At 61.7% G+C, this 19,944-nt stretch carries 17 protein-coding genes; 8 read left to right on the forward strand and 9 right to left on the reverse strand.

The features are described from left to right. Positions 1 to 11: 11 nt before the first annotated feature. The 3 genes from LNV07_RS13310 (at position 12) to LNV07_RS13320 (ending at position 2,299) form a co-directional block, all read left to right on the forward strand. Positions 12 to 506 (forward strand): YybH family protein, encoded by a 495-nt coding sequence (locus LNV07_RS13310; protein ID WP_263571639.1) that lies wholly within the window; start codon positions 12 to 14, stop codon positions 504 to 506. A 361-nt stretch (positions 507 to 867) separates the two neighbouring features. Next, complete coding sequence (locus tag LNV07_RS13315; RefSeq protein ID WP_263571640.1) at positions 868 to 1,815, forward strand: GGDEF domain-containing protein; 948 nt, start codon at positions 868 to 870, stop codon at positions 1,813 to 1,815. A 184-nt stretch (positions 1,816 to 1,999) separates the two neighbouring features. Further along, positions 2,000 to 2,299 (forward strand): flagellar basal body rod protein, encoded by a 300-nt coding sequence (locus LNV07_RS13320; RefSeq protein WP_263571641.1) that lies wholly within the window; start codon positions 2,000 to 2,002, stop codon positions 2,297 to 2,299. A gap of 21 nt (positions 2,300 to 2,320) precedes the next feature. Here the strand turns inward: LNV07_RS13320 and LNV07_RS13325 are convergent, their stop codons facing one another. Continuing rightward, entirely contained in the window at positions 2,321 to 4,390 is a 2,070-nt protein-coding gene (locus LNV07_RS13325; RefSeq protein ID WP_263571642.1) for a sensor histidine kinase, read from the reverse strand. A gap of 107 nt (positions 4,391 to 4,497) precedes the next feature. Then, on the reverse strand, positions 4,498 to 6,414 hold the full coding sequence (locus LNV07_RS13330) for a bifunctional 2',3'-cyclic-nucleotide 2'-phosphodiesterase/3'-nucleotidase (RefSeq protein WP_263571643.1): 1,917 nt from the start codon (positions 6,412 to 6,414) through the stop codon (positions 4,498 to 4,500). Positions 6,415 to 6,640: 226 nt separating this feature from the next. On the opposite strand from LNV07_RS13330, the gene LNV07_RS13335 reads away from it, so the two are divergent. The 3 genes from LNV07_RS13335 to LNV07_RS13345 are packed head-to-tail and all read left to right on the forward strand — an operon-like array spanning position 6,641 to position 10,223. After that, positions 6,641 to 7,906, forward strand: coding sequence for a 3-methyl-2-oxobutanoate dehydrogenase (2-methylpropanoyl-transferring) subunit alpha (locus LNV07_RS13335; protein WP_263571644.1), 1,266 nt, complete (start codon positions 6,641 to 6,643; stop codon positions 7,904 to 7,906). Next, positions 7,903 to 8,943, forward strand: a complete 1,041-nt coding sequence (locus LNV07_RS13340; RefSeq protein WP_263571645.1) for an alpha-ketoacid dehydrogenase subunit beta — start codon at positions 7,903 to 7,905, stop codon at positions 8,941 to 8,943. Before LNV07_RS13335 ends, LNV07_RS13340 begins: the two co-directional genes overlap by 4 nt. After that, positions 8,943 to 10,223 (forward strand): dihydrolipoamide acetyltransferase family protein, encoded by a 1,281-nt coding sequence (locus LNV07_RS13345; protein WP_263571646.1) that lies wholly within the window; start codon positions 8,943 to 8,945, stop codon positions 10,221 to 10,223. Before LNV07_RS13340 ends, LNV07_RS13345 begins: the two co-directional genes overlap by 1 nt. Positions 10,224 to 10,300: 77 nt before the next feature. Here LNV07_RS13345 and LNV07_RS13350 read toward each other — a convergent pair whose 3' ends face one another. Further along, positions 10,301 to 11,191, reverse strand: coding sequence for a LysR family transcriptional regulator (locus tag LNV07_RS13350; protein WP_263571647.1), 891 nt, complete (start codon positions 11,189 to 11,191; stop codon positions 10,301 to 10,303). Between the two features lie 108 nt (positions 11,192 to 11,299). Here LNV07_RS13350 and LNV07_RS13355 point away from each other — a divergent pair, with 108 nt between their 5' ends. After that, positions 11,300 to 11,902 (forward strand): short chain dehydrogenase, encoded by a 603-nt coding sequence (locus LNV07_RS13355; RefSeq protein ID WP_263571648.1) that lies wholly within the window; start codon positions 11,300 to 11,302, stop codon positions 11,900 to 11,902. Here LNV07_RS13355 and LNV07_RS13360 read toward each other — a convergent pair. The 3 genes from LNV07_RS13360 to LNV07_RS13370 all read right to left on the reverse strand — a co-directional run bounded on the left by LNV07_RS13360 (position 11,889) and on the right by LNV07_RS13370 (position 13,282). Next, entirely contained in the window at positions 11,889 to 12,362 is a 474-nt protein-coding gene (locus tag LNV07_RS13360) for a GNAT family N-acetyltransferase (RefSeq protein WP_263571649.1), read from the reverse strand. The genes LNV07_RS13355 and LNV07_RS13360 overlap by 14 nt on opposite strands. Next, entirely contained in the window at positions 12,359 to 12,994 is a 636-nt protein-coding gene (locus LNV07_RS13365; protein WP_263571650.1) for an FMN-binding negative transcriptional regulator, read from the reverse strand. The genes LNV07_RS13360 and LNV07_RS13365 overlap by 4 nt, the downstream gene beginning before the upstream one ends. A gap of 75 nt (positions 12,995 to 13,069) precedes the next feature. After that, positions 13,070 to 13,282 (reverse strand): hypothetical protein, encoded by a 213-nt coding sequence (locus LNV07_RS13370; RefSeq protein WP_263571651.1) that lies wholly within the window; start codon positions 13,280 to 13,282, stop codon positions 13,070 to 13,072. 47 nt (positions 13,283 to 13,329) lie between these two features. Between LNV07_RS13370 and LNV07_RS13375 the strand changes: the two genes are divergently transcribed. Next, positions 13,330 to 14,877 carry an aminotransferase-like domain-containing protein gene (locus LNV07_RS13375; protein ID WP_263571652.1) on the forward strand — a complete coding sequence of 516 codons (1,548 nt, stop codon included), beginning with the start codon at positions 13,330 to 13,332 and terminating at the stop codon, positions 14,875 to 14,877. Here the strand turns inward: LNV07_RS13375 and LNV07_RS13380 are convergent. From LNV07_RS13380 to LNV07_RS13390, 3 genes are all read right to left on the reverse strand, one after another. After that, positions 14,865 to 15,578 (reverse strand): RES family NAD+ phosphorylase, encoded by a 714-nt coding sequence (locus LNV07_RS13380; protein ID WP_263571653.1) that lies wholly within the window; start codon positions 15,576 to 15,578, stop codon positions 14,865 to 14,867. The genes LNV07_RS13375 and LNV07_RS13380 overlap by 13 nt on opposite strands. A 19-nt stretch (positions 15,579 to 15,597) precedes the next feature. After that, entirely contained in the window at positions 15,598 to 15,972 is a 375-nt protein-coding gene (locus LNV07_RS13385; protein WP_263571677.1) for an MbcA/ParS/Xre antitoxin family protein, read from the reverse strand. A 262-nt stretch (positions 15,973 to 16,234) separates the two neighbouring features. Further along, complete coding sequence (locus LNV07_RS13390) at positions 16,235 to 19,624, reverse strand: amidohydrolase family protein (RefSeq protein WP_263571654.1); 3,390 nt, start codon at positions 19,622 to 19,624, stop codon at positions 16,235 to 16,237. Positions 19,625 to 19,944 lie beyond the last annotated feature (320 nt).

Here is a 19,944-nt window from a genome sequence, read left to right on the forward strand (position 1 = left end):
GAAATTACCGGATGAAGAAGACTCTCTTTTTCTCGCTGGCTTTAGCTTGCTTGTCGTTCTTGAATGCCGAGGCTCAGCCCATGGACAATCCTGCGGCTCAACAATGGCGCTCCGATGTCACGGCGGCGGAATGCAGTTTCGCGGCCAGCATGGCGCGGCGGGATTTGGCGGCTTTTGAACGACACCTGTCGGAGCAGGCTTTGTTCTTTGGTGGCGGTGAGGTGTTGCGCGGCAAAGCGGCCGTTCTGTCCGAATGGCGCGCCCATTTTGTAGCTCCGTTGGCACCATTCTCCTGGGCACCGGATGAGGTGGTGGTCAGCCCGGATGGCAGCCTCGCTCACTCAACCGGTTTGGTACGCAGCCCCAGCGGCGCGCTCTTGATGCGTTTCAACTCGGTCTGGCGTCAAGAATCCCCGGGTGTCTGGAGAGTGGTGATCGACCGGGCAAGCCCTTTGACGGCCGCCGAGCGTGGCGCTGAAATCAAACCAGCTGCGAGTGCTTGTTGAGTGGTGTCCAGTTGGTTTCGCGCCGGCTCGGCTGAGCTTGGACTCGCAAATAGGGCGAGTACGGTCCCGATCGCTATCCCGACCATGGAACCCGCCGTCAGTGCGTTGAGCATCAATCGCCCCAGCGAAGGTGGACGTCGTAGCTTGTGCTGCGGGTAGATCGGCTGAATCATGGGCCTCCCAGGCGACCAGGTTGAAGGGCTAGTTTCCTGGTATTGAAGTGGCCACACCAGGGTGGAATCCCCAGGCTCGGCTCAAAAGAGCTTGAAACGATTGCCTGTTCGGGGTTTTCTGCGTGGCGTAAATACGTTACACCTGCGATAGTCGAGATTCGGTGAAGCCACCGGCAAAGGAGATGCAGATGCATGAAGCAACAAAGCCAGCGGATGGCGCTGATGGCGCGCAAGACGTGATCGCCGCTCGAATGCGCGCCTTGATGGTGCGCTCGCCGATGGCGGTGGGTTTCGTCAAGGACGAAGTTTTCACCTTGGTGAGCGAGCATTTCAATCACCTCTTTGGTCACGGTGACGACACCGATTTGACCGGCCAGTCCACCCGTAGCGTGCATGTGTCGGACGCTGCCCTGAGTTCGGTGCATGAACGGATGACGGCGGCATTCGTCAGTGGCCGCCCGCTGGACGATGAGTTCGAGTATGTACGCCGGGACGGCAGCCGTTTTTGGGGCCGTTTACAGGCCACGCCGGTGCAATGGGATGAGCCGGCGGGCGAGGCGCTGTGGCTATTGGATGACGTCACCGTGGCACGCCAGCTGCGTATGCAGCCGACCTGGACCGCCAAGCATGATGCCTTGACCGAGTTGGCGAACCGGCGTGAGTTCGAGCGCCGTTTGGCAGAGCATGTGGGCAGCCGCCGGCACGAGCCGGTGTCGGTGCTGTGGGTCGACGTGGACCATTTCTCCGAAGTCATTGCCGGCATGGGTGTCGAGGTCGGGGATCATTTCCTCTATGGCTTGGGTCAGTTGCTGATCACCAAGGTGCGAGCGTCCGACTTGGTTGCGCGGCTTGAAAATGATTGCTTTGCGGTCTTGCTGCCGAACTGCGATCAGCATTACGCCGAAATCGTGGCCGAGAAGATGCGTTCGGGCATTGCCGGTTTCCGTCTGCGCTGGGGCTTGCACCGGACTCGGGTCAAGGCTTGTGTCGGCGTAGTGCAGTTGCAGGCCACGCTCGAGAGTGTCGATGCCGTGATCGGAGCCGCGGTGTTGGCCTGCACCGAGGCCAAGGCGGCAGGCGGAGACAGCGTGCGGGTGTTCATCTCGGCCGGCGGGTTCGAGGAGTTGGCGGGCTAGACCAAGCGGCTTCCTGGCGGCATCGCCCACCTTGGCAAGGTGGGCTTTTTTTCGTCTGCGCGTGCTCAGATGCAGGTGGCGTGACGAATTGACGGGAAATATCCCTTCTTTTCTAAAGTTCTGGCGCGCGCTGCCGATGACTTAAGCAGAATCCAGGCATACACCAGCAGTACGGAGTTTCGCCATGTCCATCGGTCTGTCTACCGCCTTGTCCGGCATCTCCGTGGCCAACGAGCGCTTGCGTGCGTCGGCCAACAATATTGCCAACACCCAAACCTCCGACTTCCGCCGCCAACAGGTCGAGGCGCAAACCCTTGAATCGGGTGGCGTCAAAGGGCAGTTGCGCCAAGTCAACTCGGTCGGCAACGCTGCAGAGACCGATTTGATGACCCAAAAATCCGCGACCTATGCCTTCGTGGCCAATCTTCGCGTGCTGCAAACTCAGTTGGATGCTTCGGGCACGATGCTGGACATTCACGCCTGAGCCGCTGAGCCCCCTTCGATATCAGTTCAAGGGCAGCTTCAATTCAACCGTCGTTCCCTGGCCAATTTGGCTGCGCACCGAAATCCGGCCCTGCAGCAGCTCTTCCACCAGCATTCGCACGACGCTCAAACCCAAACCGGCACCCGAGCGGCCCAATTGCCCGCTGAAGAAGGGGTCGAAAATGCGCGGCAAGGCCTCGGCCGAAATGCCGCAGCCGTTGTCACTGATCGTCAAATCGAAGGACTTCGGAAGGGCTTGAAGATTCAAGCTGAGCAGCGGTTGGCTGGCCTGCTTCAGGCCATGATCGATGACGTTATCCAGTAGCTCTTCGAGCACATCGCCCAGCGCATGCATGGCGCCATGCATCAGCAAGCGTGCGGGCAAGTTCAAGTCGCATTTGATGCCGGCAGCATCCAGGCGCGGCTGCTTGTGTGCCAGGGTGTCGCGCACCAGCAGACAGACATCGAAGTCCTGGGCAGCTTCTTGAGAGCTATCGCTGGACAAGGCCTTCAAGCGCTGAATCAGCTGGGTAGCGCTCTCCAATGATCTGTCCACCAGCGATGAGCATTCTTGTAGCGAGCTGGCGGTTTCACTCAATGCTTGGCGGCGCAATGGGCCCTCTTGGAGCCAATGCTCCAGTTCGACGGCGCGGTCGTGGATGACCGACGCCCCCATGCGCGCATTCCCCAGTGGCGTATTCAGTTCATGCGCCATGCCCACCACCACCCGGCCCAAGGCCAACTGCTTCTCTTGCTGCATCAAAGCGCGCAGGGCTTGCTCCAGTTCTTGGGTGCGCGCCATGACGCGAGCCTCCAACTCTTCGTTGGCCTGCTGCAAGGCGGCTTCCGCCGCGCGCCTGATGCTGGCTTCGGTCTGCAAGCGGGCCAGAGTCTGGCTCAGCTCGGCATTGCGAGCCGCCAAGGACTGTTCAAGCCGATTGCCTTGGCGGGTCAGTTGCTCGTTCTCCAGCCTGGTGTGCTGCAAATCGACAACGTCTTGCATCGCATTCGACAACGTTGAAGAAACGGCGCGCATGCGCTGACGGTAGATGTCCAGCAAGCTGTGGCTGGCGCGCACGGCTGCGGCGGCGTCACCTGCATCTTGGCCATGACGGGCGATCGCCCTCAAAGCATATTCACGCACGAACTTGGTGGCATCGTTTTGGGCTCTGAGTTCGACCTCATAAGCAAGCAATGCTTGCCAGGCCTCGGCCGTGGCTTGTTCGCGCCATTCGATCAGCAGTCGGGAGAGTTCGATGCCCAAGGCCGCACCCCTGAACTGCTCGCAGAGTTGCTGCACGAGCGGGTCGGCCAGAGCATCCAGATGGAGCCGAGCTTGGCCGGTTTCTCCGACCAGGCTTTCGATGAAGGACAAATTGAGGTGGCTGACCAGCGCACTGGCTGCCAAGCCATGCTGTTGAGCGACGTTCAAGCCGTCTTCATGCAAGGCCTTGCAGCGCAGCCAAAGTGGCGCGCCGGCGGGCGCCATCTGTTCGTCGGCGAGTACAAAACAGGCCGTGGCCGCACTACCCAGAAGACGATGGAGACTCAACGGCGCCATTCGGCCTCGCTTGACCAGCATCTGCTCGACCAGACTCAGCAGATCTTCATACATCTCGCCCAAAGCCATGACGGTTGCCCGGCTGACCTGAATGCAGTCGGCCAGTTCTTCTTCCTTGGCGCCTTCGGTCAACTCAAGGGCTCGGCTGAGCTGCGACAGCGCCCCATGGTGCATTTGCATCCTGGCTTGCAGCAGTGCCAACACATGCAGTGCCGCCGCTTCGATCAGCGGCTCATCTTCCAGCAAAGTGGCCGACCTTGCCATTTCAAGCGCCTGCTCCAGCAGTCCGCTATTGGCCAGATTGACGTCCACGCGCAGCCGCGTATACAAATCCAGGATTTGCGCAAACAACTCGTTCGACGGGGCCAGATCAAGGTTCGAGGAACCTCCATCCGAGGATTTATCGGGCCGCGCAACGGCGAAGGCTCGCAGCGCCGACATCGCGGCCGGCAACTCCATGCGGGCCAAATGCAGTTGCACGGCCAGCAAAGAGGATCTGTGGCTGTCCTTGGCCAAGAGCATATTTTGCATATCACTCACCATCATTCTTTGCCTCTCGACGACAAGGCCAAACGGACGCCCCATTGTTGCGGAATTCGGCGCTTGGATGACGGGTAGAGGAGCTTGACTCCCCTCGTTCAGGGGGTCAATTCAAACATTGCGGAACCATCTGTGTGCATTCTTACCAGTTTGACCTTGGTCGAGCCAGGCAAATACGCAAGGCCCCCGGCCCCCGACACAAAGTGCAGCTGTATGCCGGGCACCGGGCGGATGCGCCAGTTGACGTCGGCGCTGGGGTTGAAGTGGCCTGCCTGGCTCAGGTATTGCGACAAGGCCTGGCGAGTTTCATCCGGCGCGTCGACGACGATCTTGCCGGCGTTCAGGCCGGGAAAATTGCCACCGCCATGGGCCCGGTAGTTGTTGGTGACGACCAGAAACTGCGCTTGTTCATCCAGCGGCCGGCCCTGATATTGCATATTGACAATGCGCCGCTCGTTTGACTTGCCGCGTCGACCCTCGGCGTCATAGCGGGCGGCCTGGGTGACGTCTATTTCGTACGTTATCCCTTCGATCGAATCGAAGTTGTAGGCCCGGAAGTCGCCGTCCAGCAGCTCTTGCGTCGGCGGCCCGGCAGGGTCGATGCGGCGGAACTGACCGGCCGACATCTCCAGCCATTCACGCACCTCGGCACCACTGAGCTTGAGGGCCTTGATGGTGTTGGGGTAGACGTAGAGGTCCGCCACATGTTTGGCCAAGATGGGACCGGCGGGGATGTCGGTGTAGTTGTTGAAGCCCTGGCGGCCGCCGGACTTGAAGGGTGCCGCCGCCGACAACAGCGGCAGCTTCTCCAGCTCGGTGCCCTGTACGGCACGCCGCATATAGGCCAGCTGTGCCTGCGCGACCAATTGCACCGAGGAGTCGTCCTGCACCTGCGCGAAGTAGCTGTGAATGGCGGCCGAGCTGCTGGCGACTTGGGCGCGCATCGCCTTCAGCGTGTCGGCATGTTCGGCTGCGATCACATGAGCCACCATGGGGTCGGCCGCCACCAAGGCTTCTTGATTGCTGCGCCGGTAGATCGCGCGCAGCTTGGAGTGGCTGTCGACAACCCGCCACTTGCCTGCTGCATTCCGGCTGAGGGTCAGGTCGATCAGGCCCAGGTGGTCGCCCCAGCGGCCCGGCATCACCGCCGGCACGCCGTGAATGCTGCCCTTGCTCAGGTTGACGCCGGTATGATCGGCAAACAGCGCGCTCGGAAATTCGCTGTGCGCGTGCCCCAAGAGCAGGGCGTCCAGGCCCGGCAAGCGCGCCAATTCGGCGGCCTTGTTCTCGGCCATATCCGGCTGCGAGGTTTTTTCGAAACCGGTATGGGCAATCGCCACCACCAAGTCCGCGCCCTTGGCTCGCAACTGCGGAATCAATTCCCGCGCCGCCTCCACCATATCCCGCGTGCTGACTTGGCCTTCCAGATTGGGCCTGTCCCACTGCATGATTTGCGGCGGGGTCAGGCCGATCACGCCAATCTTCAGTCGCTGCGGCCGGCCGGCCTCATCCTTGAAGTTGCGCTCCAGCAGCACATAAGGCGTGAAGGCATGGCGAGGGGCTTGGCCCTTGGCTGTGAGCCGCATCACGTTGGCATTCACATAGGGGAAATTCGCGCCGGCAATCGCTTCGCGCAAAAAGGGCAGGCCGTAATTGAACTCATGGTTGCCCAGATTGGCGGCGTCCACACGCAGCAGATTCAAGACCTTGTAGGCCGGATGGATCAATCCCTTGGGCCTGTTCGGGCCGCGCGCGATCACATCGCCCAGCGGGTTGCCTTGCAGCAGGTCGCCGTTGTCAAACAACAGGTTGTTGGGCGCCTCGTCGCGCGCCGCGTTGATCAGGCCGATGGTCTTGGCCAGCCCGTATTCATCGGTACTGCGGTCTTGGTAATAGTCGTAGTTCAGCAAATTCATGTGCAGATCGCTGGTCTGCAGGATGCGCAACTTCAACTCGCTCGCTTGGGCGCCAAGGCAGCCGGTCAATAAAAAGGCGCAAAGAAATGTTTTCAACATAGGCTAGCTTGGAAGGAAGAGCCTGGATGCTAGCTGCATAGGGTTTTTTCCAGGGCCGAATTTGGCTCTTCACTCCAAAACAGGCTCGCCGATCCGCTACGCTAGACCCCGAGCCGCCGGCAACCCCGGCGCACCCTCCGTGAGGCAGACTGAGCAGCACCGCTAAGCTTGCCCGTCACGGCTTTTGATTGCTTGGGCGCGAGATCCGCGCAGGAGTGAGAGACGCATGAAAACCGATCAAGCCATCGATGGCGAGCGCCTGCGCTTGCATGTGCCGGAGCCCACGGGGCGGCCCGGCTGCCATACCGACTTTTCCTATTTGCATTTGTCACCGGCCGGTGTGGTGCGCAAGCCGGCCATCGATGTGGCCGCCGTCGACACCGCGGATCTGGCCTATAGCCTCATCCGGGTGCTGGACGACAACGGCCAAGCCTGCGGCCCCTGGGCGCCCGAGCTGAGCCCCGAGCAACTCAGGCGCGGCCTGCGCACGATGCTCAAGACCCGCGTCTTTGATGGCCGCATGCTGATCGCGCAGCGCCAGAAAAAGCTGTCCTTCTACATGCAAAGCCTGGGCGAGGAGGCGATCGGCAGTGCGCACGCAATGGCGCTAGGCGACGGCGATATGTGCTTCCCGACCTATCGCCAGCAAAGCCTGTTGATGGCGCGCGACGATGTGCCCTTGGTCGAGATGATTTGCCAGCTGCTGTCGAACTCGCGTGACCCGCTCAAGGGCAGGCAACTGCCGGTGATGTATTCGATCAAGCGGGCCGGTTTCTTCAGCATCAGCGGCAACCTGGCGACCCAGTTCATTCAGGCGGTAGGTTGGGCGATGGCCTCGGCCATCAAGGGCGACACGCGCATCGCCTCGGGCTGGATAGGCGACGGCGCCACCGCCGAGGCCGACTTCCACACCGCCTTGACCTTCGCTCATGTCTACCGCGCGCCGGTGATTCTCAATGTGGTCAACAACCAATGGGCGATCTCGACCTTCCAGGCGATTGCCGGCGGCGAAGGCACGACATTTGCCGCCCGCGGTTCGGGCTGCGGCATCGCCTCGCTGCGGGTTGACGGCAATGACTTCCTGGCCGTTTACGCGGTCTCCAAATGGGCGGCCGAACGGGCCCGGCGCAATCTGGGGCCAACACTGATCGAATGGGTCACCTACCGCGCCGGCCCACATTCCACCTCGGACGACCCGAGTAAATACCGGCCCGCCGATGAATGGCAGCGCTTCCCGCTGGGTGATCCGATCGAGCGCCTGAAGGCCCATCTGATCGGCATGGGCGAATGGTCGGACGAGCAGCATCTGGCCGTGCAAAAAGAGTTGGAGGCCGAGATCATCAAGGCTCAAAAAGAGGCCGAGGCCTTTGGCACCTTGGCCGATGGGCATATCCCCAGCATCGCGTCGATGTTCGAGGATGTTTATAAGGAAATGCCGGCTCATTTGCAGCAGCAAATGGCCGAGGCGCGCCGCTTTGGAGGCCGAGAATGACTGATCAAGAAAACAAGCAATTGCGCGTCCCGATGACCATGATCCAGGCCTTGCGCTCGGCCATGGATGTGATGCTGGAGCGCGACCCCGATGTGGTGGTCTTCGGTCAGGATGTTGGCTACTTTGGCGGCGTGTTCCGCTGTACCGATGGGCTGCAGAAGAAATATGGCGACCAGCGCGTCTTTGATGCGCCGATCTCCGAAGGCGGCATCGTCGGCGTTGCCGTCGGCATGGGGGCTTATGGCCTGCGGCCGGTGGCCGAGATTCAGTTCGCCGATTACTTTTATCCGGCCTCGGACCAGATCGTCTCCGAAGCGGCGCGCCTGCGCTACCGCTCGGCCGGCGACTTCACCGCACCGCTGACCCTGCGCATGCCTTGTGGCGGCGGCATCTACGGTGGGCAAACGCACAGCCAGAGCCCGGAGGCGCTGTTCACGCATGTCTGCGGCCTGCGAACGCTGATGCCGACCAATCCTTATGACGCCAAGGGCCTGTTGATCGCCGCCATCGAGTGCGATGATCCGGTCATATTCCTGGAGCCCAAGCGCCTGTATAACGGCCCATTTGATGGCCACCATGACCGGCCGTCAACGCCTTGGTCCAACCATCCGCTGGGTCTGGTGCCTGAGGGTTATTACAGCCTGCCGCTTGATCAGGCGACGCTGTTCCGGCCCGGCCGCGATCTGACGGTGATCACCTACGGCACCATGGTCTATGTCGCCGAGGCGGCGGCCAAAGAGACCGGCATCGACGCCGAGATCATCGATCTGCGCAGCATCTGGCCGCTCGATCTGGCGGCAATAGTCAACTCGGTCAAGAAGACCGGCCGCTGTGTGGTGCTGCATGAGGCGACCCGCACCAGCGGCTTCGGCGCCGAGTTGGTGGCCCTCGTGCAGGAGCATTGCTTTTATCACCTGGAGGCGCCGATCGAGCGCGTGACCGGTTGGGACACGCCTTATCCGCATGCTCAGGAATGGGACTATTTTCCTGGCCCGGCCCGCGTGGCCGCGGCGCTACAACGCGCGATGGAGAAATGATGGGAATTCACACAATCAAAATGCCAGACATCGGCGAAGGCATTGTCGAAGTTGAAGTGGTGGCCTGGCGGATCAAGGTCGGCGACAGCATCACCGAGGATCAAATCCTGGCCGATGTGATGACGGACAAGGCGACGGTGGAAATCCCTTCGCCGGTGCATGGCCGGGTCTTGGCGCTGGGCGGCGAGGCCGGTGAGGTGATGCGCGTCGGTTCGGACCTGGTGCGCATCGAGGTGGACGGGGCGGGGGCTGAAGCTGCACCCGAATCTGCCCCCCCACCAGTTGCTACTGCTGCGCCAGCCCCGATCGCGGCGAAGACTATGGCGCAAGCGCCCGCAGCGGTCGCGAGTCCACCGCCAGCGGCCGTGCACCGGCCGCAAGACCTGAGCCCGAGCGACAAGCCGATTGCCTCGCCGTCGGTGCGCCGACGTGCCTGGGAGTTAGGTATCGACCTGGCGCAGGTTCGGCCCAGCGGTTCCGGCGGACGCATCATGCATGCCGACTTGGAAGGCGTCAGCGCACAGCCCAAGTCCCCAACAGCGTATGCGGCTGCCCAAGCCCCGGCGCCCCGCAAGGCCTTGGCCGCCGATGAGGTCATCAAGATCACCGGCCTGCGCCGCAAGATCGCGCAGAAGATGCAGGAGTCGAAGCGGCGGATTCCGCATTTCAGCTATGTCGAGGAGGTTGATGTCACCGAGCTCGAGGCCCTGCGCGAGCAGCTCAATCAGCGCTGGGGAGCAACGCGCGGCAAGTTGACCGTGCTGCCCTTGCTGGTTCGTGCGATCACAAGAGCGGTGGTCGAGTTCCCCCAGGTGAATGCGCGGCTCGATGACGAGGCCGGCGTGCTAACGCGTTACGCGGCTGTTCACCTGGGCGTGGCGGCGCAGACCGATGCCGGCTTGATGGTGCCGGTCTTGCGCGATGCGCAGAACCACGATCTGTGGTCAAGTGCGGTGGAGATCAAGCGACTGGCCGACGTTGCCCGATCAGGGCGTGCCACCCGCGACGAGTTGACCGGCTCGACCCTGACGCTGACCAGCCTCGGTGCCTTGGGCGGCATCGTCACCACGCCGGTGGTCAATCACCCCGAGGTGGCGATCGTCGGCGTCAACAAGATCGTCGAGAGACCGATGATGCGCGGCGGCCTGGTGGTCGGGCGCTTGATGATGAATCTGTCGTCCTCCTTTGATCACCGGGTGGTCGACGGCATGATCGCCGCTCAATTCATTCAGGCGATTCGGGCGCAATTGGAGAGCCCGGCCATGCTGTTCGTGGATTGATCGGCCCGCGCCATCGCCATCTTGCCCGGCCTGAGCGTCAAGCAGGGCTTGACGCGTCGAACTGGCTTGGCGGTCAATCAGCTCTCGCGTCCCAGGCTGGCCAGCACATGCTCGACGAAGCGGCTCAGTTTGGGCAATTGCCGGCGGTCGGCGGCATAGACCAGGTGCACCGGTCTGGCGGCGGGTAGATAGTCCGTTAGCAGGGGCAAGAGCAGGCCTTGGCGCAGATCCTCGGCCAGCAGAACTTCGGGCTGCATGATCAAGCCCAGCCCTTGCAAGGCCGCCGCGCGCAGCCCGTCGCCCTGGTTGCAACTCAGCCGAGCCTGCTCGGGCCAGCCCCAACTCTGCGAGCCATCGCTGAGCGTCCATTCGCTACGGCGCTGCCAGACCGCGTGGCTCAGGCAATCATGCCGAGGCAGCTCGCTCGGGTGCTCGGGGCGGCCTCGGCGCTGCAGATAGCCGGGTGCAGCCGCGATCACCATGCGATAGGGGCGCAAGGGGCGGGCGACCAGACTTTCGTCGCCGACCTCGCCTATCCTTATCGCCGCATCGAAGCCCTCGCCGACCAGATCGCTGACGCTATCGCTCAGATGCAAATCGCCCCGCACCAGCGGATGCAGTTGCAGAAACTGGGCCAGCATTGGCGCAATCAAGGTATGGCCCAAGGTAATCGGCGCGCTGATGCGCAACAAGCCCTGCGGCTCGGCACGGCTGCGCTCCACCGCCGACTCGGCCCAGCGCACCTGCTCCAGCACCCGCTTGCAGTCCTCGTAAAACGCAGCGCCAATTTCGGTCAGGCTGTGGCGCCGGGTACTGCGCTGCAATAGGCGCGCGCCCAGATGCGCCTCCAGTTGCAGGATGTGCTTGCCCACCATCACCGCCGACAGATCCAGTTGCCGCGCCGCCGCCGCAAAACTGCCTGCCTCCACGGCCGCCACCAAAACTTCCATGCTGCGCAACAAATCCATGGCGATACGAAACCATTGGTTTCGATTGAGTAAATTGATAGCTACTTTATTCGAATAATGATTCGTAAAACAATAGAGTCCTCTTCACAACAACAGCGGAATTCGATCATGAAAATTCTCCTCATTGGCGCCAGCGGCACCCTCGGCCAAGCGGTCCACAAGCACTTTGTCGAAGCCGGCCACGAGCTCGTCACGGCGGGACGCAACAGCGGTCAGCAACGGGTGGATCTGACGCAAAGCGCCAGCATTGCCGCGATGTTCGAGGCCGTCGGGCGCATCGACGCGATCGTCAGCACGGCCGGCAATGTGCATTTCGGGTCGCTGACCGAGATGACGCCCGAGCAATTCAATCTGGGTCTGCAGGACAAGTTGCTGGGTCAAGTCAATCTGGCCTTGCTGGGCCAGCGTTATCTGAACGATGGCGGTTCGATCAGCTTGATCAGCGGCGTGCTGGCCGATGAGCCTATCCGTTATGGCGCCAGCGCCACCGCCGTCAATGCGGCGATCGAAGGCTTTGTCAAAGCGGCCGCCATTGAGTTGCCCCGCGGCATCCGCATCAATGCGATCAGCCCGACGCTATTGACCGAGTCTGTCCCGACATATGGCCCCTATTTCGCCGGTTTCGAGCCTGTGCCTGCGGCTCGCGCGGCGCTGGCCTATCAGCGCAGTGTCGAGGGCGCGCAGACCGGTCGGGTGTTCAAGGTTTTGTGACGCCAAGCGCGACCCGTTTGTTGTAGGCCAGAAAGACCTCATCCCTGACCCAGCCCAAAGACTCGTACAGCGCCTGGGCGGCCAAATTGGTCTTGGCGGTGGTGAGGTCCATCCGAACCCTGCCCGCCGTCTGCGCATGGTCATGGGCGGCCAAGAGCAAGGCCTTGCCGGCGCCTGCGCGCCTGAACTCGGGGCGCACAAACAGGTCATAAAGAGTGTAGATGGCTTGGGCCTCGACCGAACAAAAGCTCGGGTAAAGCTGGCAAAAGCCGGCTGACTGTCCGCTGGAATCAGCCGCGAGCAGGATGATGGATTCGCTGTTTTGCAGGCGCGTCCGGATGAACTCACGAGTCAGTTCCAGGTCGGATGGCTGCTCGTAAAACTGGCGGTAAGCGTTGAACATTGAAGCGATTGCGTCAAGGTCGTGCAAGCCAGCCAGACGGGTCACGATAGTCGTCATTTGATTTGTTCCTCGACCAGTCGCGCCAGCGCCAGCGAATTTGCATCACCCAGTGCGGCCAAGCCAGCCACGGTACCCAATCGATCCGGCATGGCTTCGTCCTGACTCAATTTCCATTTTCCTTGGAGCTTGGTGATGGGAATCTCAATCCCGACCACGGCGCGGGCGAGCCGCTCGATGAACTCTTGCGGCGCGTCCGCGACCTTCCAAGGCATGGCCTGCCCGGCCTCGCTGTGTTCGGTAAGGTCCTTGAGCAGTTGAAGAATCCAGCGTGGGTCTTCTATTGCGCGCGGCCGTCCATGCGCATGCACGACCGCGTAGTTCCAGGTTGGTACGACCTTGCCCTCGCTCAGCCGAGTCGGGTACCAGGACGGCGTGATGTAGGACTGTGGCCCCTGGAACATCACCAAGGAATCCTGCTCGGTCGAGAACCGCTGCCAGACGGTGTTAGCGCGAGAGACATGTGCCCGCAAGACTCCGAACTCCCCTCGACTGCGGTCGAGAATGAAGGGGATATGGTTGGCGATCAAGCCGTCCGGGCTGAGCGTTACCCAGGCGCCAAGCGGCTGAGCATCAATCAAGGACTGCACGGTGTCCAAATCGGTTTCGGCGTGATAGGGAGGGATATACATGGGGAGAATGGCCAAATGGGCAGTCAGCAGAGAAACATGTGGTCCGCGCCATTGAAGGAGGGTGGTGAACCGCATTCATTCGGCGAAGATGCGAATGTAGCCATGTCGTGGTTCTTTTAAAAGAACCACGACATTGATTTTTTTTAGAGCCACGAGTATTCCTGGTGTGGCCGTCGCGAGGCCAAGGAAAATGCTGCGGCCACACACCACCCGCAGCGCCCGGGCCGTCCACCCCGAAGCAGTCCGATTCAAGCCGTCTCGGCCAAATCGGGACTTATTTCGATTCATGGCTCCTTCTATATCGATAGAATCGCAGCTAAATTTGGAGCCATGGCGTGGACTATTTACTGTTGTTGAATAGCTTTTCTTCAGCAAAATCGTCCCTGGATTCGCCCAATTCTGGCTGGTCCGGCCAGCGCAAATTGCACGAATGCCTGCGCCAGGCCATACGCAGCGGCACCTTGGCCCCGGGCAGCCGCTTGTTGGCCAGCCGGGCCTTGGCGACTGAGCTTGGCGTGGCTCGCAATACGGTGCTGTATGCCTACGAGCAATTGGCTACCGAAGGCTTGGTGAACAGCGATAGGCGCGGCACCACGGTCAGCCTTCTGCACCCGGCGCGGGCGCTGACCTTGCCAACCAGGTCGATGCGCCAAGGCTTGTCGCGCCGAGCGGCCGGTTTGGCCTGCCTGCCGGTTGCGGCAGATTTGGCGGCCGGCTTTGCGCCCGGCGTACCGGCGCTGCCCGAGTTCCCCTTGTCGATTTGGCGACGCTTGAGCGAGAAGGCCTGGCGTTCACTCGGCAGCGCGCAGCTTAACTACGGCGCGCCTGCCGGCGAACCGGCCCTGCGCAGCGCCATTGCCGATCATCTGCGGGCCTCGCGGGGCGTGCGCTGCGAGTCAAGCCAAGTCTTCATCACCGATGGCACGCAGGCCAGCCTGGATCTTTGCGCACGCGCCTTTGCCGACCCCGGCGACAAGGTCTGGATCGAGAGCCCGGGCTATGGCGGCGCGCTGACCGCTTTTCGTGGCGCACAGCTGAACGTGATAGGCATCCCGGTGGATGAGGAGGGCATGGCGGCCCAGGCCGGTGACTGGCGCCGGCATCCGCCAAGGCTGATCTATGTGACCCCCTCGCACCAATATCCAAGCGGCGGCGTACTGAGTCTGGAGCGCCGTCTGGCCCTGATCGCGCAGGCTAGGGTGGCCGGCGCCTTGATCATCGAGGACGATTACGACAGCGAGTTCCGCTATGACGGCCCGCCCTTGGCCGCCATGCAAGGGCAGGCCTGCGATCTGTTTGATGCAGATCCCGGCTGCGCTGTTGGCGTTGATGGCACGGTAGAGGCCGAGCCCGCCGACGCTCCGGTACTCTACCTTGGCACTTTCAGCAAGAGCTTGTTTCCAGGGCTGCGTATTGGCTTCTTGGTGGTGCCGCAGGCCTTGGCCGAGCCGCTGCGGGCACTGTTGGCGCGCTCTGCACCGCGGGGGCGGGCGGCCGATCAACTGGCCTTGGCCGAATTCATGCGTAACGGTCAATTCGGACTGCACCTGCGGCGTATGCGCAGACTCTACCGGCAGCGCCGAGACGCCTTGATTGCAGCGCTGCAATTGCATATGGCGGACCTCGCCAGCATTCACGGCACTTCGGCCGGCATGCATTTGGCGCTGCGCTTTCACTCTGATCGGCTGGATGACATGCAGATCAGTGCCGCAGCAATGAACGCCGGCATTGTCGCGCCGGCACTCAGCCAGCATCAGATTGGTCGGCGCAAGCCGGGGTGGAGCGGCTTGATGCTGGGCTATGCCCAAGTGCCGGTGGAGAAAATCGGGCCACTGGTGCAGCGCCTGGCGGCCATCATCCGAGGCCAGTGTCACAGCTTGTGATGATCGGACTTCAAATACCAGTCGCCTATTCGCTCACCGTTCCAGCGCAGCGTTACGTGCTCGGCCTGGCGCGCAGGCGGCACAGTGGCTTGGGGGTTGAACAGTGCCACGCATTCGCCTCCACCGCGGCGCACGCTGTCATAAACCAGACCGGCACGGCCAAGCTCGCGTTGTGCGAGGGCGAAGGGCCGCGAGGCCGCGTATGAGTTCGGGTCGTACAAGGGCGCGATGGCGGCCCTGCCTTGCAAACCGCGCAGATCACCTAATGGCGCACTTACCGTGACACGGTAGCAGCGCAAATCGACATCGATGGCTGACTCGGCCGTGCGCGCCAAAAATAGGGCTCGGTGATGGCTGACTTCGGCCACGGCGGTTTCGAGTTCGCTGGCCGCGTAGTAGACGCCATAGCTGCCATCGGAGAAGCGGCTGCCCTCCGGGTTCAGATGAGTGAAGGCGGCCATGATGGGGCTGCAACCAGGGCCGCTGATGCGCTGCTCGGTCGGCACCAAGCTCAACTCGCCGATTTCGTCGCGCAAGCGCGGATTGCCGAGCGATTCAATCGCAAAGACAAAGTCCAGATCGGCGGCATCGACGACTCGCTCAAACAGCGAAATCGGTGGGTAGCGGCTCGGAAGCAGGCGGCAGGAATCGATCCAAAGCAGGTCGGTGACGGGAATAGCTTCGCGTTTGGCTGCGGCCATGATTCAGGTGTCTTGGGGGTCAGGCCCAGCCGCCACGTTGGGCATCCAGGTATTGGCGCACCACGAACAAATCGGACACTTGGCCGGCCAACATTCTGTCCAAGGCGCTGCGCCCCCCGAACAGCGGCGCGGTATTGGTTTTTTTGATCCAGGCATCGGCGCGTTCGGGGATGGGCAGCAGGATTTGCAGGCCGGCGTAGATGCCAAAAATATGCGAAAGCCGCTCCAGCGTGGCCGCGTCCAGACCGCTCTTGATGCGGCCGGCCTTCCAGTCGAAAAAGCTGGTGCGCCCGCAGCCCAGCAGGCGCTGCTGCTCGTCATTGCTCAGGTCCCAGGCCTTGGCGATGCGAAAAAAACCGCGCAGCGCCGCCGCGGCGGCTTGCGGCGATTGCAGGTCGGGTGCGTCATTGGTGCCGCGCTTGAGGCGACGCTGCTGGAGCAGGCCGTGACTCACGGGCGCAGCCTCCGGCACCCGGGTCACTGCGGAAGAGGCAGAGGCAGAAGAAGCGGACGAAGCAAAAGCAGCCATTGCAGAGCCCTCCAGAAAGACAAAAAGCACAGCAAGTTTTGGGCTCGCTGTGCCTGAAGTGTAAATTCACTAGCGAATTAAATCAATATATGAGTTCGCCTACGGATTTGCCGACTGAAGCTGCCACTCAATCTCCCTCGTGCCCGTGGCCGATGTCCTCAATCGGCATGCTGCGGCCTTCCGCACCGTCAAAGAAGAAGGGCTTGCGCGCCTTTTGCCGCGGCAAGACCTCGTTCATATTACTGACGTCAAACAAGCGGCCGTTCTGCATCACATGGCTGATCCGGTCGCTTTGACGGATATCCTTCAAGACATCGCCGTCGATGATCACCAAGTCGGCCAATTTGCCGACTTCCAGCGAGCCCAGGTCCTTGTCCAGCCCCAGGTAATGCGCCGGGTTGGCGGTCGCGGTGCGGATCGCCTCCAACGACGTCATGCCGCCCAAGCCGAACATCCACATTTCCCAATGCGCGCCCAGCCCCTCGCGCTGACCGTGGGCGCCGATATTGGCCTTCACGCCGGCACGTTGCAAAGCGGTCGCGGTGCGCGCCACACGGATCACGTTGAAGTCTTCCTCGGGTGCGGTTTCGCGCCGCACCGCGCGGGCTTCCAGCATGCTGCGTGGCACATACCGGGTCAGCAGCGGATGCTTCCAAACCTCGGTACGGGCATACCAGTAATGCTCGCCGTCGAGACCCCCATAGGCAACGTTCAGTGTCGGGGTGTAGCCGACCTGAGTTTGCGTCCAGAGTTGCCGCACATCGTCGTAAACCTCGGCGACGGGGATTGCGTGTTCGATGCCGGTGTGGCCGTCCACAATCATGCTCATATTGAGCTGGAACAGCGAGCCGCCCTCGGGCACCACCATCATGCCGGTCTGGCGTGCCGCCTCAATCACCTGCTGGCGTTGTTCGCGACGCGGTTGCTGATAGCTCTTCACGCTGATGGCGCCGGCCGCTTGCTGGCGTTTCAAGTGGCTGATGGCATCGTCCAGACTGTTCACCACCGCCGTGATGCCGGCCTTGGCGCCATACAGAATCGAGCCGGTCGAGTAGATGCGCGGCCCGGTGACGAGGCCGGCGCGCTGCATCTCGGCTTGCGTGAAGATGTCGCCGTTGCGGTTTGACGGGTCGTGAATGGTAGTCAGGCCGAAGGCAAGCGAGGCATAGTTGATCCAGCTCTGCTGCGGGATGATTTCGTTCTCGCCCATGCCTCCATGCCAATGCGCATCGATCAATCCGGGGATGATGGTCTTGCCTTTCGCATCCACGCGTTTGGCATCGGCCGGAATGTTCAATTGCGCGGCCGCGCCGATTGCCGCGATGCGGTTGCCGTCAATGACGATGACCCCGTCTTCGATCACCTCATCCCCCTTCATCGTCGCGATGCGGGCTCCGGTGATGGCGATGCGGCCTTGTGGCTTGTCACTGGCTTGGTTGAAGCCGATCTTGCGGCCGGATTTTTGAACATCCGCCGCCTTGAAGGCCTTGGGGGAATCCGGCGTTGGCTTGCCATCGGCGTCTAGCAAGGGGGGGGCAAAAGCGTCGACCAAAGCCGTGCTGAATAACTCATCGGCAAAGCTGAACAGCACCCGCTGGCTGTCGCCGCTCCACTGCATGTTTTCTCCGGCCACCACATCGAGTTGGCGCACCGGCAGTGCGTCCATCTTGGGTCCAACGGTGATGGTCTTGCCGGCCAGCGGCAGCGGGCTCACATAAGCATGAGAGCGCTCGACAAAGCCCAGCCATTGCCCGTCCGGCGAGAGACTGAATTCACTGACGAACTCGCCGCGCGCGACCTCGGTTTCACTGCGATCCTTCAGCTCGATGCGCCATAGTGCGCGGCGCGAATCGACCTCGTTGCTCATGCTGGACCGGCTCACAAACACCGCATCGTTACGGGCGCCAAATTGCGGCGCCTCGCCGTCTCGAGCAATCCGCTGAGGCTCGCCGCGACCGTCTGCTGCAGCGAGAAAGACACCGTTCTCCAGCCCATGCCAAGGCGTGGTGAGGTAGCCGCCCTTGACCTTGCTGTAGACGATGCTCTTGCCATCGGGTGAAAACTTCGGCGCCAGGTATTTGCCCGGCACCTTGGTGATGAGCGTCTCGCGGCCAGTGGCCAGATCGAGTTTGCGCACGCTACCGAGCTTTTCGTCGTGCCAGCTCGCATACACCAGCTCGCGGCCGTCGCGTGAGTAGCTAGGGAAGAATTCAAAGCCGTCGTTTTGCTGCGTTAGGCGGCGCGGCGGCGCATCTTTGCCGGCGCGCAGGTCTTTCAAGTACAGATGGCCCAGGGCCGAGTACACGGCGCTACCACTATCGGGCGCGACACTGACCCAACGCAGTTGCTTGACGGCGAACTGATCCGGGGCGACCACCTGCGCTTGGCGCAACGCCTCGCGGATCTCGCGCCGATCCTTGACATGAAAGGGGATCTCCACGGCGCTATGTTTGAACGGATCCACCCGCCACAGTTTGCCCTTGGCCCAAAGCACCAGGTTTTTGGCATCGGGTGTCCAGGCAAACGCCGGATAGACGCCGTTGACCGACCAACTCTCTTGCAGGTCGCGCTCCAACTCGCCCCAAGCAGCAGTCTCGCGGCCGCTCTGCAAATCCTTCAGGAATAGGGTGCTTTGATTGCGTACGCGCCGGACAAAGGCCAAATATTTACCGTCAGGGGAAGGGGTAGGGCGGATCGCGCCGCCGGGCCCCTGCACGAAAGCCTCGACGCTGCCGTCGGCGAGATCCTGACGGAAGATCTTGAAGATCTCGCCGTTGGAATTCTTGTTGTACTCGAAGCTGCGGCCGGGCGTGCTGTCGTGCGAGTAATAGAGAAATTTGCCGTCCGGCGACAAGGCCGGTTCGCCCAGGTCTTTTTGCCAGTTGGGCTTCTCGTTCAACTGCACGCCCTTGTTGCTGACCGCCGCGCCGTCAACGTGATAGAGCCAGATTTCACCCGAGCCGGCCGAGCGTGTGCCGGTGTAGTGTTTGCGCGCGGCGATGTATTTGCCGCTCGGGTGCCAGACCGGGTTATTCAGCAGGCGGTAATCTTCCTTGGTCACAGCGCGTGCGCCCGTGCCGTCCACGTTCATGACCCAGATATTGTCGCCGCCGCCGGCGTCACTCTGAAAGGCCAACTGTTTGCCATCGGGTGAAAAGCGGGCTTGCTGCTCCCAGGCGATCGAATGCGTCAGCGCACGCGCTTCGCCGCCCTCGATCGGCATGATGTAGAGGTCGCCGAGCAGGTCGAACACGACTTGTTTGCCGTCCGGGCTGACGTCCACGCTCATCCATGTGCCGCTGCGGGTATCGATGTCAACTTGGCGCGCTTGGCCAGGAGGCTGATTGACGTTCCATTTATTGACAGGTGCCGACGCCGGAGCCGATACGGGCGATGGTGTCTTGTCTGAGCTTGCCTCAAGCGCCTGAGCCTGCGGCCAAACGGCGATGGCGCAGAAGGCCAATGGCAGGTAGTTAAGTCGAATGCTGACTGGCTTCTTGAAGAGATTGTTTTTCACGGGCGGCTTGTGGCTTGAGTGGACGGAAAGTTGGTGTCGCAGCATAGGGAGGGCCATCCTTAAGTCGCCTAGTTGTTTTCCCTGCAAGTGTTCTGGTCAACCGCTCAATATCGACAATGTGTATTATGTAAAATTGAACAACTGTCTTGGGAGCGAAAAAATTGCTGTCGGCTGGCTGTCCTACCTTAACTCTGCTTCATCAACCGTTCGCATGGTGTCACGCGCCCTATTACATGAGCATTGGCATCGCCGCACAGACATGACATAGCTTCTTGTTAGCGACGGCGCCGATCCGCTGCTATTCGGCGGTGAGGACGCGG

The organism is Roseateles oligotrophus (genome assembly GCF_025717515.1).
GTDB lineage: Bacteria > Pseudomonadota > Gammaproteobacteria > Burkholderiales > Burkholderiaceae_C > Paucibacter_A > Paucibacter_A oligotrophus.

Bases quoted from the DNA above. Each gene is read 5' to 3' on its own strand.
- LNV07_RS13315 (WP_263571640.1), top strand. From the start codon at position 868: ATGCATGAAGCAACAAAGCCAGCGGATGGCGCTGATGGCGCGCAAGAC.
- LNV07_RS13365 (WP_263571650.1), bottom strand. From the start codon at position 12,994: ATGTATATCCCTCCCTATCACGCCGAAACCGATTTGGACACCGTGCAG.
- LNV07_RS13355 (WP_263571648.1), top strand. From the start codon at position 11,300: ATGAAAATTCTCCTCATTGGCGCCAGCGGCACCCTCGGCCAAGCGGTC.
- LNV07_RS13320 (WP_263571641.1), top strand. From the start codon at position 2,000: ATGTCCATCGGTCTGTCTACCGCCTTGTCCGGCATCTCCGTGGCCAAC.
- LNV07_RS13310 (WP_263571639.1), top strand. From the start codon at position 12: ATGAAGAAGACTCTCTTTTTCTCGCTGGCTTTAGCTTGCTTGTCGTTC.
- LNV07_RS13340 (WP_263571645.1), top strand. From the start codon at position 7,903: ATGACTGATCAAGAAAACAAGCAATTGCGCGTCCCGATGACCATGATC.
- LNV07_RS13350 (WP_263571647.1), bottom strand. From the start codon at position 11,191: ATGGATTTGTTGCGCAGCATGGAAGTTTTGGTGGCGGCCGTGGAGGCA.
- LNV07_RS13330 (WP_263571643.1), bottom strand. From the start codon at position 6,414: ATGTTGAAAACATTTCTTTGCGCCTTTTTATTGACCGGCTGCCTTGGC.
- LNV07_RS13335 (WP_263571644.1), top strand. From the start codon at position 6,641: ATGAAAACCGATCAAGCCATCGATGGCGAGCGCCTGCGCTTGCATGTG.
- LNV07_RS13325 (WP_263571642.1), bottom strand. From the start codon at position 4,390: ATGCAAAATATGCTCTTGGCCAAGGACAGCCACAGATCCTCTTTGCTG.
- LNV07_RS13345 (WP_263571646.1), top strand. From the start codon at position 8,943: ATGGGAATTCACACAATCAAAATGCCAGACATCGGCGAAGGCATTGTC.
- LNV07_RS13360 (WP_263571649.1), bottom strand. From the start codon at position 12,362: ATGACGACTATCGTGACCCGTCTGGCTGGCTTGCACGACCTTGACGCA.
- LNV07_RS13380 (WP_263571653.1), bottom strand. From the start codon at position 15,578: ATGGCCGCAGCCAAACGCGAAGCTATTCCCGTCACCGACCTGCTTTGG.
- LNV07_RS13370 (WP_263571651.1), bottom strand. From the start codon at position 13,282: ATGAATCGAAATAAGTCCCGATTTGGCCGAGACGGCTTGAATCGGACT.